We start from the raw sequence: 15,119 nt of genomic DNA on the forward strand, positions 1-15,119 counted from the left end.
TACCCTGCTCAATCGATTTTTCGGTGTACGGTCGTCTATAAGGTCTATTGGCTACCCTGCTCAATCGATTTTTCGGTGTACGGTCGTCTATAAGGTCTATTGGCTACCATGCTCCTTCGATTTTCCGGTTTACGGTCGTCTATAAGGTCTGTTGGCTACCATGCTCAATCGATTTTTCGGTTTACGGTCGTCTATAAGGTCTGTTGGCTACCATGCTCAATCGATTTTTCGGTTTACGGTCGTCTATAAGGTCTATTGGCTACCCTACTCAATTGATTTTTGGGTGCTCGGTCGTCAATAAGCTCTATTGGCTACCCTGCTCCTTCGATTTTTGGGTGTTCGGTCGTCAATAAGCTCTGCTGGCAATTCTATTGAATCAATTTTTTTTAAGTCGGCAATCTTGTTGCGGTTATACCTCTTTTACTTTATCCATCCGACTGCACGATGATCGTTCAACCATTTGATGTGCAATAATAATCCGTTTGGTTGGCTCAGCACTATTCTCAACTTTTTCAATCAAGCTCCTTGATGCCTCAAATCCCAGTTTTAAAATATTAATATCCATCGAAGTCAATGGCGGCTTTGACATTTCTGAGAGCAGGATATTATTAAAACTAACAACAGAGAGCTCTTCTGGAACCTTGATTCCTAACTCGTCCAGCGTATTAAGGACTCCCAATGCCATAAAATCATCAACGACTAATAGCGCAGTAGGCCTTTGTGGAAGGGCCATTAACTCTTTAACAGCTACTTGCCCCCCTTCCCTTAAGAATTCCTCATGTTTGATATATTCTTCTTGATGAGGAATGTTTGCAGCCGATAAAGCCTGTTTATAACCATTTAAACGGTCCACTGTAACCATTAGGTCAGGGTTCCCGCCAATAAAAGCAATTTGACTGTGCCCTAATTGAATCAAATATTCTGTCGCTTCCTTCATTGAAAGAACATTATCAGTATCAACGTGGGTGATTTCCTCGGTATATTTAGACGGTTTTCCAATGACCACAAAAGGAAAATCCATTTCTCTTAAGTATTCTATGACCTGATCATCCAATTTTGAATTTAGAAGAATCATCCCATCTACCCGTTTTCCTTGAACCATTTGGATGACGGCCTCAAAAATATCCTGTTCAGACCTTCCTGTGGTCATTTGCAAGGCATATTTCTTTTCGTGGACTCCTTCACTAATCCCCTGAAGGACAGTTGGAAAAAAAGGATTTTGGAAAACAACATCCCCAGAGCTTGGCATGACAAGCCCAATGGTTTGTGTCGCCTTACTCGAAAGACTTCTGGCATTCAAGTTGGGATGGTATCCAAGCTCCTCCATCACTTTTTTTACTTTTCGTTTCGTTGCTTCACTAATCCTCGGATTATTTGCGATTACCCTTGAAACAGTAGATGGTGCAACATTTGCAAGCTTTGCCACCTCTTTAATCGTAACAGACATTTTTTCCACCCTTCTTCATATAGGGATTTTTATCTTATCATAACAGAAATAGTACTTTGGAAGCATTATAAAAAGGAAGTGTTCTTTCAATAAAGATGCTATTACCTTTTTTACAGAAAATTTAGACTTGGAATCTAACTTTCTATTGAATTAGTCTTTAAAAAATAGTATTATTTGATTGTGAAAACGGTTGCACATCATTTTGTAAATAACCTCCTAAACTAGCATAGGAGGTTATTATATCATTTTTTGCGCAAACGATTTCACAAAACAAAAGAACAAGGGAAAGGGGTTTTTCTATGAAAAAGACACAGCGAACACTGCTGTCGCTTGTCACCATTACAGGATTAATTCTTCAACTGTTAACAAGTTTCTCAAGCGGAACAACCGTAAAAGCCGCAGAAACTGCATCCAAACAGGTTGTACTTGTTGGAAACCTGCAAACGGCGTTAGGAAATTCAGGAGACTGGGATCCATCTTCGACCGTAACCAAAATGGCAGATCAAGGAAATGGATTATATACCTTTACTGGAACATTGTCGGAGGGTACATATGAGTACAAAATTGCCATCGGCGGAAGCTGGGATGAAAACTACGGGGAAGGTGGAACTCCTGGCGGGAACAATATAAAACTAACTCTGAGCGAACAAAAAGATGTCACCTTTTACTATAATGATAATACACACTCCATTGCCGACAGCACTCACTACACTCCATTAACTGGGGACAGGCAGCCCCGCATCGCCGGAACCATTCAGCCAGCCATCCAGGCAGGTCCAGAATGGAGCCCTGCAGAATCAACCGCCTTGCTAACAGATGAACATCTTAATAATGTCTACTCCTTCAGCGCAAAAGTGCCAAGGGGCAGCTACGAATATAAGATTGTCCTTGGCAAGGACTGGACAGAGTCCTACCCTTCTTCAAATGTAAAACTAAACGTACTATCTGATACGACTATTACATTTTTCTATAACCACCAAACAAAGGAAGTTTATACAGATTACAAGCCAACCGGATCGGATGGTTTAATAGATAAGTCTGCACTTTATCATGATTCATGGGATAAGGTCTATCGGACCCCATTCGGAGCCATTCCTGCTAATGAGCCAGTAACGTTACGTGTGTCGGCTAAGAAAGGAGACCTGACAAGATCGAGACTGTATGTGAAAAACTATAATACAGGCACTTCAAATGTCATTTCGATGAAGAATTCCGGCTGGGCTGATTCAAGTGACAAAGGCCCTCTTGAATACTGGGAAGCTACGTTCACCCCTGCGGATAAAGGAATCTACGGCTATAAATTCATCGTTGGGGATCAAGATGCAACAGCTGAGTACGGTGAAGACACTCAGGAAGGGCACACAGGAAAAGCGGAGGATAAAAATGCAGGCTTATTCCAATTAACAGTTTACGATCCGTCCTACAAAACACCTGATTGGATGAAAGAAGCTGTTGTCTATCAAATCTTTCCGGATCGTTTTTATAACGGAAACAAAGCAAACGATACTGCGAAGGATCAGATTGGTGCACGTGGCAGCCAGCCAATTGAACATCCCGAAACTTGGGTCTCATTGCCTGATAATCCATATGAACAAGACACTGGTTCCTATAAAGGGGATGGAGAATTTACCAATGACTTTTTCGGCGGTGATCTTGCCGGGATCAAGGCAAAGCTAGATTATCTTCAATCATTAGGTGTTAATACACTCTATTTAAACCCAATCTCGCTTGCACCATCCAATCATAAATATGATGCAACCGATTATAAACAGGTTGATCCAATGTTTGGATCACAAAAAGAATTTGAGGATTTTGCCAAGGAATTATCCAAACGCCATATGCATCTCATCCTGGATGGAGTTTTTAACCATGTTTCGGATGATTCTATCTATTTCGACCGCTATAACAAATATAAAACCGTCGGTGCTTATGAATATTGGTCTCGGATTTACGACTTAATGAACCAAGAAAAACTAACAGAAACAGCTGCTAAAGAGAAAGCAAGAAAGCAATTCATTGCCGAAGGTCAAACGTTTAGTCCGTATGGTTTTGAAAACTGGTTCGATATTCAAAATGAAAAAGTAGACAATGAAAAAGTCAATGGTGTTTCGAAAGGCCAGCACTATAAGTATGATGACTGGTGGGGATATGATAGTCTGCCTGTGTTTAAATCTGTGGACGGAACCAAGGTTGACCATCCAAGCGAGCTTAACAACACACAATTGTCCAATTATATTTTTTATAATAAAGATTCTGTAGCTAAATCATGGATTGATCAAGGATCATCCGGGTGGCGGCTGGATGTAGCGAATGAAGTGGATAGTTCCTTCTGGCAGGAATTCCGCAAACAAATGAAGTCCAAAACTTTGATTGGATCTGGAAAGACACTTCAAAAAGGTGAAGAGCCCCTAATTCTAGGTGAAATATGGGATGATGCATCAAAATATTTCTTAGGTGATCAATATGACTCTGTCATGAACTATCGTTTCCGCGGGGCAATCCTGGACTATTTAAAGAATGGAAATGCCGCTAATGCAGAGAACACCCTTCTTGCTGTACAAGAGGACTATCCTAAGGAGGCTTTTTATGCCCTTATGAACCTAATGGGCTCTCACGATACAGCTCGTGCCATCTTCCTATTAGGCAATGGCACGGATACGTACTACAGAGCAGAACAAGATCCGAATTACAATTATAATGAAGGCGTCAAGCGATTAAAGCTGGCCTCCATTCTTCAGATGGGTTATCCAGGAGCACCAACCATCTATTATGGTGATGAAGCAGGTCAAACAGGATCAAAGGATCCAGATGACCGCCGGACCTATCCTTGGGGCAAGGAAGATAAATCACTCATTGCCCATTATCAAAAAATTGGGCAAATCCGCAAAGATAATGCAGACTTATTTGCTTATGGGGATTTACACCACATTTATGCGAAAGGTGACGTATTGGCCTATGTCCGGACAAAGGGAACAAAATCTGGACTTGTGATTATCAACAGAGGGAAAAACGCACAGACAGTTGAAATCGATACAAAAGAGCTGCTTGCGAACGGTCTTCAATTTGTAGATCAATTAGATAAGAAATATGAAGCTGTCACAAAGGATGGCAGACTGTCATTAACCGTACCAGCAGAATCGGGCAGAATGTTACTAACCGTTAATGAAGTAAAACTGCCAGTACCAGTTAAAGATGTAACAGGCACAGCGGGTTCTAAACAGGTTACGTTAAGCTGGACAGGAAATGCTGCCAAATACAATGTTTATCAATCTACTGTTTCTGGTGGATTATGGACAAAAGTGAAAGAAACAACAGATACAACTGTAAATTTAGCAGATTTAAATAATGGCCGTACCTATTATTTTTCGGTTACAGCTGTAGATAAAAATGGGAATGAATCTGTGTCTTCTTTCACATCCGGATTAGTTCCACATTACGATTTGACAAAGGCAGGCATTAAAGATCTGACAAAATTAGAGAACGGAGAACTGAATCTGGCCCAAGCCTCGAATGTAAAAGCAGCCTTCTATTTGTCTGGTGCGACAGAAACCGGTGCGGCAGAAGGAGTCACAGCTGAACTTCAAGTGAGGCTAAAAGGCCAAACAGATTGGCAATCCTCCCCTGCCCTGTATAATGGTCAGACACAGGATGGTCAGGCAAATGAGTTTCAAGGAAGCTTTACGGCCTATGAAGCTGGCACTTATGAATACCGTTTGGCCTTTACACCTGATTTAGCGAAGAACTGGGTTTACTCGGAAACTGGAGAAGTAACCTATACTCATAGTACATCGGATACCACCCCGCCTGCTAAAGAGGTTGTATTGGATACACCGGTTAAAGAGTCGGGCCAGGTCAACCTATCTTGGAAACTTTCAGATCCAGATCAGCCTTATAAAACAGTCATTTACCGTGACGGCCAGATCCTTACCACATTAAACGGAGATGTGACCTCCTTGAAAGATTATCAAGTGGCAAATGGCACTGCTTATAAGTACCGGATCCGCATCTTTGATCAGGCAGGAAACTATGTAGATTCAAACACAGTCAGCGTGACACCGGAAATTGTCATGGTTCAGGTCACCTTTAAAGTGCATGCACCAGATTACACACCATTGTCCGCTCAAGTCAATATTCCTGGCAGCCTGAATGGATGGAATACCGGGGCATGGTCTATGAGCCGAAATGGTGCGGTAACCGCTGATTGGGAATATACAATGGAGTTAGAAGAGGGAACCGAGCTTACCTATAAATATGTAAAAAACAATTCTTGGGATCAAGAAGGTTTAACTGACCATACACCTAATGATCCATCAGACGACGATATTAGTTACTATGGCTATGGTGCACAGGGAACAGATATGAAAATTGTTGTCACCAATCAAGGGAATAACAAAATGCTCATCCAGGATACCATCCTGCGCTGGATTGATCTGCCATTAGTAGTGAGTCAAATTAGTGTGAGCGGGTCGACTATGACCGTTATAGGAAATGCCATTAAAGGCGCAGATTTCACCATTAATGGGGAAAAAGTCGCCGTTGGCAATGATATGCAATTTACACATTCATTTACACTACAAACTGGGCAAACTTCTGTACCTGTTCATATAGAACCATCTAACGAAGCAAAGTCGACGATTTTTAAAGGTGACGGTGGATCAATTAATAAAAACACGAAGAACTATTCAATTGATGCGGCAACAAAAACGATGACAGAAATAAAAAATTAGTTATGCATTCAAGAAGGTCTGCCGGTTCCGGCAGACCTCTTGCCTTGTATGTATTTGGTAAAAGATGAGGTCTTTTTGCTCTAGTCTTCCAGCTGATTAGGTAGTAATCTTACAAATAGACTGGAATAAGAATTGGATGATTTACCCAAAATAAGTTATCCATTCCTTTATAATGTTGTTTTCCTTGAACTTACATAGCGGAAGAAGGTAGAATATGACTGAAAATATGGTGCTGGTTAATACTGGACTGTTACTAATCCGTCTGGTTATTGGGTTAACCTTTTTTGGACATGGTGCACAAAAGTTATTCGGATGGTTCGGTGGTCCTGGAATTGAAGGTATGGGAAACTGGCTTGAAAATCTCGGTCTTCAAAAAGGAGCTAAGACATGGGCTGTTCTTGCAGGACTTTTTGAATTGATAGGCGGATTACTTTTCGCCGCAGGATTTCTTACTTGGGTTGGAGCGATCATGATTGTCATCGTAATGATTGATGCGATAGCTACCGTACACGGAAAGTATGGCTACTGGATGACCAACAACGGATTTGAATATAACCTTGTTTTAATTGCAGCAGCATTAGGTGTAGCTTTAATTGGCCCGGGTGATTATGTTTTGTTTTTTGCACTAAAATAAGCTGACTCTTTTGTCAGCTTATTTTTTATGGTTCAAGGTCAGCCATTTGTCAAAGAAACGTGTTTTTCTTTTCTTGTTTTTCGAATTGTTCCTACTACCAAAAGGAATAAGGGAATTGCAACCATATTGATTGGAACAACAAACGGAATAAAGAATTTGTTTGGATAATTAATAGAAGAAACATCTATATTGCGATACATGATGGAAAGAGGAATCAAGAGGATTGCAATAAACCAAATTACCTTTCTCCAATCTTTTAAGTGAAATAATTGACCGATTCCATGACTAGTAACAAACAGAAATGTAGAGAGCTTAATAAATATACTTAACATCCAAATAACCGTTGGAATAATTTCAATATTTTGAATAAACTCCAAAACTGAAATGTAGCGTACCATCTCAAAATATGGATACCAAATATGGGCCGCTAATCCACTCCCAAACACCATGATTACCTCTAGGGTATTTAACATAATAATAAAAGAAACCATGGCAACACCTTTAATGGTTATAGACACACTTTTTTTTGGATGTTTCGTAAAATAAGTGAGCATCATGATAATATTAGCTTCTCCTAAAAAAGCAATGGGCGAGAGGCTGCCTTCTGCAATTTTACGCCATCCAGAATCGGCATATAAAGGTAATATTTGTTTCCATTCAATATTATTTAAATTAAGTAACATGGTTAAGATTATGATAACCATAATTACGGGACCGATCATCTCACTGCAACGGGCAATTCCTTCTATTCCGCCTTTATAAGTCACGTAAACCATCAGGTACAGCATCAGTACAATTAAGACCAGTAAGGGAGTATTTCTAAACAAAGTCATTTGGATAAAGTCAGAAGATTCACGTAAGATAATCCCCATTGTTGGTATTAGCTGGATGAAATATGGGATGACAATGATTCTCCCCAGCCATTTTCCTAGAATGGTTTGACTGTACTCAATAAATGTTTGATCGGGGTACAACAGACTCAATTTACCAGCAATAAAGACTAATCCTACCCCCGCCCCCCCAGCTATAACAAAGCATATCCATGCATCTTGCTTTGCTGCAGTAATTGCTGGTGTTTGCGTCAATAAAAGAGTCATTCCTATATTCAGGATGGCTATAATCCAAAATAATTGCTTTGGAGAAATCTTCATTCTTTTATCTCACTTTCCATTAAGTGTAATGAAGGTCCTGTTAAGCCCACTTGATCGACATTCAGATCTGCTATGACAACAACATCTGCTCTTGAAAACTCCTTTTGCCAATTAGCTTTCATTTCTTTCCATTTACCTGGATATTTCCTATGAAACACCTCTCCTAATCCAAAAATATCTGCCTCATAATCTTTCTGCACATGTGTGATTGTTTGTAATACCTTTTTTGGTATTTCCTTATTTAATGCTCGTTCAACTGCCTTTAGATGACTGGGATTTTTTAAATCTAAATTCGTATTATTTTCTCTAATAACCCCTTTCCCAGAAAGACGAATGGTAAATTTTATTTGATCCCCTTGTAATATGGGCTTTATCTTACTTTTATATTTCCTTCCGACAAAACTGATCGTCCCCTTTCCCTCAGGTACATAAACGGTTAATGTGTTCTCCTTTAATTCTCCCCTAATCCAGTAACGGTTTCTTACATCAGCTGGCGATATAAATCCAATCATTTGAAGTTTGTTATTAAAAATCGCTCTTCCTCTGACTCTTAATGTCTTTGATGACACTTGTTCCGTATCCCCTTTTTCTGAAGTCCTGACGATCTGAACCGTCGGCAATGTTGGATTACTGCCCTCCGCATTTGCTTCTACTAAAAATTGCTTAAAGGTGGAGCTGGCTCTGCCACTAATTCTTTCCTGAATTTTTAATGGGGCTAATGCGGGAATACTTTCTAATTGGTAGGGAATCGATAAAAATTCTTGGGCTGTTGACCCCCTAACGACAAATAAATCAGTCCTCATTCTGACTTCTGGGTTTCGGCTGAATTCATCCATAATTTTTCCGATTCCGCTTCTTGCTAAATCCTCGCCAATAACAATAACCCTTCTGTGACTGGCAAATATTTTTCGTGAAAGCTTTGTCTGCATATTTTGCGAAGTATCAGTTGCCGTTTTGCCCGTTGCCGACTCAATGTAAAAGCCCTCACCTGCAGAAGCGCTTCCTTTTCCCCCTCCACCTGAATTGCCAAGTTTTGCAGGAACCACAATTTGTGCACTGCTTAAATAAGTGCCATCCTTATTCAGGTCCATCCCCCATCCTAATACAATGGCCAAGTCATTTAATTCGCGCCGATCCCAGCATCCTGTGGTAATAAGAGTGCTTAAAAGTAATAGAAAAATAACTCTTGTTGAATTCCTCATTTCTTTTCACTACCTCTATTTACACTTGGCATTTGACCTTCTGGAATTCTTTGTTTATTTTGTTGGACCATTCCTGGCCTTTCATTCATGCTCCATCTTGGTGCACGGATGAAAATATCTTTAAAGCCCCCTTTACTTAATGGAGCAACTGGGCTTAAATAAGGGACTCCAAAAGAGCGCAAATTAATAAGGTGAATAAGAATGGACACTACTCCTATAACAATGCCATAAAACCCCAGCATACCCGCTAGCACAAGAATGGGGAACCGAAGTAATCTATAAGCAAATCCTAAATTATATCGCGGAATTCCAAAGGAGGCGATTCCAGTTGTGGCAACGACAATAACCATTGGGGCTGAAATAATCCCTGCCTGCACTGCTGCTTGACCGATAACTAGGGCCCCGACAATACTAACCGCTGAACCAATGGGTTTGGGCAGCCGTATCCCCGCTTCACGTAAGCCCTCAAACATAAATTCCATCATTAACGCTTCAATTACGCCTGGGAAAGGGACCCCCTCCCGAGCAGCTGCTACACTAATTAATAAATTAGTAGGAATCAACTGCTGATGGAACGTAGTTATTGCTACATAGAAGGATGGAAATAATAATGCTATATTTAATAAAGTAAAACGGATCCAGCGGATAAATGTCATGTACACAGAACGTTCATAATAATCCTCTGCCGCTTGCAATCCCGACCAGAAAGTCATCGGTACAATCAAAACAAAAGGAGTATTATCGACCACAATGGCTACTTTCCCTTCTAATAAACTGGCACAAACAACATCCGGCCGCTCCGTATTTTGGATTTGCGGAAACGGAGAGAACGGGACGTCTTCAATGAAGTCCTCAAGATAACCGGATCCTAATACACTATCAATTTTAATCTGTCCAATTCTTTTCTTTACTTCCTCAACAATCGAGTCCTTCGCTATGCCCTCAATAAATAAAATTTCCACAGAAGTTTTTGTGTACTCACCTATCGATAACGATTCAATTTTAAGCTTTGGTGATCTTATTCTCCGCCTAATTAAGCTCGTGTTTACCCTTAATGTTTCAGTAAAGCCATCTCTTGGTCCTCGGATAACTGTTTCAGATAAGGGCTCTTCGATCCCCCTTTTTTCAAGGCTTTGAAGTTCGGCAATTAAGGCAATACTTTCTCCATCAATTAGAAAGGCTACGTTTCCCATTAATACTTCATCTACCACTTCTGAAACGGTTGTAACTAACTTTACTTTCGCAACTGGAAGCAGCTGTAATCTAATTAATTCACTAATTGTTTTTATTTGTTCTAACTTTCGGGTAATCCCCTCAAAGATTAGTGGTTTTAAAACAGATTCATCTAACGCTTTTGTATCACAAAAGCCATCAATATAAACTAAGAGAATTTTTGAATATTCATCAATAGGAATAGAACGGAATTCAACATCATTGCATAAAGCGAATTGATCTCTTAACATTTGTTCATTAGTCGAAACATTAGCGTTTAGAAGGTTTCCCTTGGAAGATGTTGGATTAAACTTATCTAACTTTTCCTTAATTGACTTTCGAAAAAATCTCATTTTCGATATCCCCCATTTAGAACTATTTTCCTCCTAAAATGGTGAAATATACCGAACATATTTATATTTTGCCTTTCTTATCACGTTTGAACTTTGTAATAAAACTCCATAATGGATAATGTGCAGAAGCAGCCAGACATAGAAAACTTCGGTTGTTCTCATTAAACTATTTATTTTTCAAGAGGTGATTGTAGTGACGCTACAGCGTACGTTTATCATGGTAAAACCAGATGGAGTAAAAAGAGGCTTAATTGGAGAAATCATCAGACGCTTTGAGCAAAAAGGGTTCACTTTATTAAATGCTGAGCTAATGACGGTTGACCGCTCCCAAGCTGAATATCATTATATGGAACATAAAGAGAAGCCTTTTTTCGGTGAGCTAGTAGATTTTATCACTTCCGGCCCAGTCTTCGCCATGGTTTGGGAAGGAGAAAATATAATAGAAGTTTCTCGTCTCATGATTGGTAAGACAAGTCCATTGGAAGCCGCTCCGGGTACCATTCGTGGAGATTTGGCATTTACAAAAGAAGAGAATGTCATACATGGGTCTGATTCCCTATTAAGTGCAGAACGTGAAATTGAAAATTTCTTTGGGCTTTTGAAAAAACGAATCTCTAAAGATGATTTTCCTTTCGAAGATCGGAAAACCGTGTAAACAATTGAAGGACACCTCCATCCACGGAGGTGTCCTTTTTGATTATTTAGCGGCTACACTGCCTTGAAAAGCTTGCAACAATGCATTCGCTGCCTGCTCAATTGCTTTTTTTCCTTGCTCAAGCGCTCCCGGCATCCAGAAGTAGCCGTGAATCATGCCGTCATAACGTGCAGCTTCCACTTGAACCCCAGCCTCTTTTAGCCTCTGGGCATAGGCTTCACCTTCATCACGGAGCGGGTCAAACTCCCCTGTTAGAACTAATGCGGGTGGCAATCCACTAAGATCCTTTGCCTGCAGCGGGGAAGCATATGAATTCTTTCCGTCCTCTTCAGTTCGTAAATAATGATTCCAGAACCAGATCATACTGTCTTTGGTTAATAAATAACCATCAGCATTTTCGGTATAAGATTCGGTTGCATATGAATGGTTGGTAACCGGATAAATCAGCATTTGGTAAGCTAACGAGATTTCTTTTTTCTCCCTTGCCATAAGCGCTACAACTGCCGCAAGATTTCCACCTGCACTGTCACCCCCAACGGCAATTTGTTGTGGATTAACCTTGATAGAGGCCGCATTCTCCACGACCCATTTGGCTGCTGCATAGGAATCATCAGCCGCTGCAGGGAATTTATGTTCTGGAGCCAGCCTGTAGTCTACTGACACTACCACACAGTTTGCTCGATTAGCAAGCATTCGGCATGGAACCTCTACTGTTTCCAGATTGCCAATGACCCAGCCGCCGCCATGGTAATAAACCAATGCAGGGAAAGGACCTTCTCCTTTAGGTGTATAAATACGGACCGGAATTTCTCCTTCAGGGCCAGGTATCTTTCTGTCCTCCACCTTCCCTACCTCTTCAGGCTCTCCAGCCAAAGCACTAAAATCTGTCGTCAGCCTTGCCTCTTCAGGTGTTAATGTATGCATCGCCGGCGCTCCAAGCGCTTCCATTTGTTCCAATAAGAACTTTGCTTGCGGATCTAGTGCCATCAGTATATTTCCCCCTTAGGATTATTTAATATTTGATTTTACACGTTGATTAGTTCACGATCGTTTCTTCAGCAGCTTTTAATGTGAAACCTTCGTAGCCTTTTTCAGCCACTTCATCACAAATTTGCCGGTATGGCCCAACTCCGCCTAGATAGATCTGGAATCCCCGTGCCTTTCCTTCAATATTTGCCCCCATATACCATGAGTCGGTCTTCACATAAAGAGTTGGTTCGGCAACCTCTCTACAATGCTTTGTCCAAGCATTTTCAGCTTCCACATCCACCTCAATGACTCCCTTATTGTTGTCCCGCAGATAGTTGATACAATCGGAAACCCATTCAACATGCTGTTCAATGGAAACCATCATATTACTTAATACGGATGGACTTTCAGGACCCGTAAGCATGAACATATTAGGGAAACCTGAGGTCCCAATTCCGAGGTATGTCCTAGTTTGAGATCCTCCTGCCCATTTTTCCTTTAGAGATACCCCGTCCCGTCCTCGGATATCCATTTTAAACAATGGACCTGTCATGGCATCAAAGCCAGTGGCAAAGACAATCATATCTAGCTCATATTCAGCATCTGAAGTCCGTACACCAGCAGATGTAATTCCCTCAATTGGAGCCTTTTTGACATCCACAAGTTTGACATTTTCCCGGTTATACGTTTCGAAGTAGTCCGTATCGATGATCGGACGTTTCGTGCCGTAGTAAAAGCTTGGCTGCAGTTTCTCAGCTACTTCTTGGTCCTTTACCACTTCACGTATTTTAGAACGAATAAAACTCGCAACGGTCTCGTTTGCCTCAGGTGTAATGCTTAAATCATTATAAGAATAAGAAATGGTAAGAAGTCCACCTTTTTCCCAGGCTGCTTCAAAGGTCCGCCGCCGTTCTTCTGAAGTATCGTCAAAAGTCGAACGGTCCCTTGGCACCATTGGAATACCTGTAAGGGATGAGCGCATTTGCTTCCGGATTTCACTGTAATTTTCTCTCACTTGTTTGATAAACTCTGGGTCATTTGGTTGATTTCTAGCTGGTGTACTGTACTGAGGAGTGCGCTGAAAAACAGTAAGGTGTTTGGCCTCTTTAGCAATAACTGGGATGGATTGGATTCCGCTCGATCCTGTTCCGATAACCCCAACCCGTTTGCCTTCGAATTCCACTTTTTCATGAGGCCAGCGTCCGGTATGATACCATTCACCCTTAAAGTTCTCGAGCCCTTTAAATTTCGGTACATTTGAAGCCGATAAGCAGCCTACTGCCGTTATAAAGTAACGAGCCGACACCGCCTGACCATTATTTAAGTGGATTTCCCACCTATTCTTTTCTTCATCAAAGTGAGCAGATTCTACACGCGTGTTGAATTGGATATCCCGGCGCAAATCCAACTTATCAGCAACAAAATTAATATAACTTAAGATTTCCGGCTGCTCAGCATATTTAGAGGACCAAGTCCATTCCTTGAGGAGTTCATCAGAGAAAGTATAATTGTAATAAATGCTCTCAACATCGCAGCGGGCCCCTGGATAGCGATTCCAATACCATGTACCACCGACATTGTCACCTGTTTCAAATACACAGGTTGAGAAACCAGCCTCCCTCAGGCGATAAAGCATATACAATCCCGAAAATCCAGCCCCGACAATCACTGCATCCAGTTCTTTGAAAGAATTTGATTTTTGAGTTAATGACATTCTCTCTACCTCCTCTTTTTCTTATCCTTTAATGATTACATTCGGCATAGGTATTTTAGCACATGTTAACTCATTCGTTACGAGTTAAAATAATCGTTAGTTGTAAACGGTTTCATTTTTAAAAAATACAATTAATATAAATCACTCCCATTTCTATTAATCTTAATTTTCTGCTAGAAATACTCTAGGAAAGTATATCTAAAGCTTACTATCTTTAGTATAATTTGAATATTCCTAATTTTCTATGTATTTAATCCCCAAAAAGAAGGTGATAATGTGACATTGAATTATACCATTTTAAGTAGTATTCAGGACTTAGAAGAAACTCAATCACATGAAGATAAACTTTATAAAATACTAGAAATCTATATGAACCTTTTTCCGGTTAAAAACTCCTTCTTGTTCAGATACTCCCATTTTGGCTTTATTGGCGAAGGGATCATCTCAATCAACCCGAATGGTTTAGTCCACATCCGGGATATCCGTGATGACATTCGATCATTGCCAATCATTTATTCAGCACTCTATGAAAGAAAAGCAAAGTATTGTAGTGGCATCGAATACCTGCGGCAAGTAAACAGCAAGTACATAACCTCATCAAATGTAAACTCCTTCTTAGTGGTCCCCATCTGTTTTGGCTCTGTATCTATCGGATACATCTGCACCAATGAATTTAAAAATGACGCCATTATAAACGAACACACCCTTACATCATTTACGCAATTTGGCCGACAGGTCGGCAGAATCATGGAAAAAACTAACGGACCCGAAAATACACAATTACTCAGCAGACGAGAGCTTGAAGTTATGAAAAGGATCTCTTGGGGAGAGAGCACGAAGGAAATGGCTGATACCATGGATCTCAGTGAAGTGACCATCAATCAGTATGTAAAATCAGCCATTAAGAAATTAGGTGTACAAAATCGGGTACAGGCGGTTGCGGAGTTATTTCGAAAGGGAATTCTTTCTTAATTTACCTATTCATGCACATGTGAACTTAAGAGCAGTGGTACACCTTGAGATAGAAAAGTTTGGGTGACAGGAACCATTCGAAT

The 15,119-nt window shown here is 40.6% G+C and carries 10 protein-coding genes; 4 read left to right on the forward strand and 6 right to left on the reverse strand.

All coding sequences use genetic code 11. The features are described from left to right. Window positions 1-409: 409 nt before the first annotated feature. Entirely contained in the window at window positions 410-1,447 is a 1,038-nt protein-coding gene (locus tag GXK58_RS02195; protein WP_160719437.1) for a LacI family DNA-binding transcriptional regulator, read from the reverse strand. Between the two features lie 299 nt (window positions 1,448-1,746). On the opposite strand from GXK58_RS02195, the gene GXK58_RS02200 reads away from it, so the two are divergent. Together GXK58_RS02200 and GXK58_RS02205 are read left to right on the forward strand one after the other, a co-directional pair. After that, entirely contained in the window at window positions 1,747-6,174 is a 4,428-nt protein-coding gene (locus GXK58_RS02200) for a pullulanase X25 domain-containing protein (RefSeq protein ID WP_160719438.1), read from the forward strand. A gap of 232 nt (window positions 6,175-6,406) precedes the next feature. After that, entirely contained in the window at window positions 6,407-6,808 is a 402-nt protein-coding gene (locus GXK58_RS02205) for a DoxX family protein (protein ID WP_160719762.1), read from the forward strand. A 38-nt stretch (window positions 6,809-6,846) separates the two neighbouring features. On the opposite strand, the gene GXK58_RS02210 is transcribed toward GXK58_RS02205, so the two are convergent. From GXK58_RS02210 to GXK58_RS02220, 3 genes are read right to left on the reverse strand one after another with little or no spacing between them, the layout of a single operon-like run. Next, window positions 6,847-7,959 (reverse strand): GerAB/ArcD/ProY family transporter, encoded by a 1,113-nt coding sequence (locus tag GXK58_RS02210; RefSeq protein WP_160719439.1) that lies wholly within the window; start codon window positions 7,957-7,959, stop codon window positions 6,847-6,849. Then, window positions 7,956-9,161: a Ger(x)C family spore germination protein gene (locus GXK58_RS02215; protein ID WP_160719440.1), complete on the reverse strand. Its 1,206-nt coding sequence runs from the start codon at window positions 9,159-9,161 to the stop codon at window positions 7,956-7,958. Before GXK58_RS02215 ends, GXK58_RS02210 begins: the two co-directional genes overlap by 4 nt. Then, window positions 9,158-10,726 carry a spore germination protein gene (locus tag GXK58_RS02220; protein ID WP_160719441.1) on the reverse strand — a complete coding sequence of 523 codons (1,569 nt, stop codon included), beginning with the start codon at window positions 10,724-10,726 and terminating at the stop codon, window positions 9,158-9,160. The genes GXK58_RS02215 and GXK58_RS02220 overlap by 4 nt, the downstream gene beginning before the upstream one ends. A gap of 193 nt (window positions 10,727-10,919) precedes the next feature. Here GXK58_RS02220 and ndk point away from each other — a divergent pair, with 193 nt between their 5' ends. After that, the gene (gene ndk / locus GXK58_RS02225; RefSeq protein ID WP_160719442.1) at window positions 10,920-11,381 is read left to right on the forward strand and encodes a nucleoside-diphosphate kinase; all 462 of its coding nucleotides are present in this window, start codon (window positions 10,920-10,922) and stop codon (window positions 11,379-11,381) included. Between the two features lie 42 nt (window positions 11,382-11,423). Here ndk and GXK58_RS02230 read toward each other — a convergent pair whose 3' ends face one another. Both GXK58_RS02230 and GXK58_RS02235 read right to left on the reverse strand, forming a co-directional pair. Continuing rightward, window positions 11,424-12,368 carry an alpha/beta hydrolase gene (locus tag GXK58_RS02230; protein WP_202171265.1) on the reverse strand — a complete coding sequence of 315 codons (945 nt, stop codon included), beginning with the start codon at window positions 12,366-12,368 and terminating at the stop codon, window positions 11,424-11,426. 49 nt (window positions 12,369-12,417) lie between these two features. Further along, entirely contained in the window at window positions 12,418-14,064 is a 1,647-nt protein-coding gene (locus tag GXK58_RS02235; RefSeq protein ID WP_160719443.1) for a flavin-containing monooxygenase, read from the reverse strand. Between the two features lie 276 nt (window positions 14,065-14,340). Here GXK58_RS02235 and GXK58_RS02240 point away from each other — a divergent pair, with 276 nt between their 5' ends. After that, window positions 14,341-15,036: a response regulator transcription factor gene (locus GXK58_RS02240; RefSeq protein WP_160719444.1), complete on the forward strand. Its 696-nt coding sequence runs from the start codon at window positions 14,341-14,343 to the stop codon at window positions 15,034-15,036. Window positions 15,037-15,119: the final 83 nt, after the last annotated feature.

Source organism: Bacillus sp. USDA818B3_A (assembly GCF_009928415.1).
In the GTDB taxonomy this organism is placed as follows: Bacteria; Bacillota; Bacilli; order Bacillales; family Cytobacillaceae; genus Neobacillus.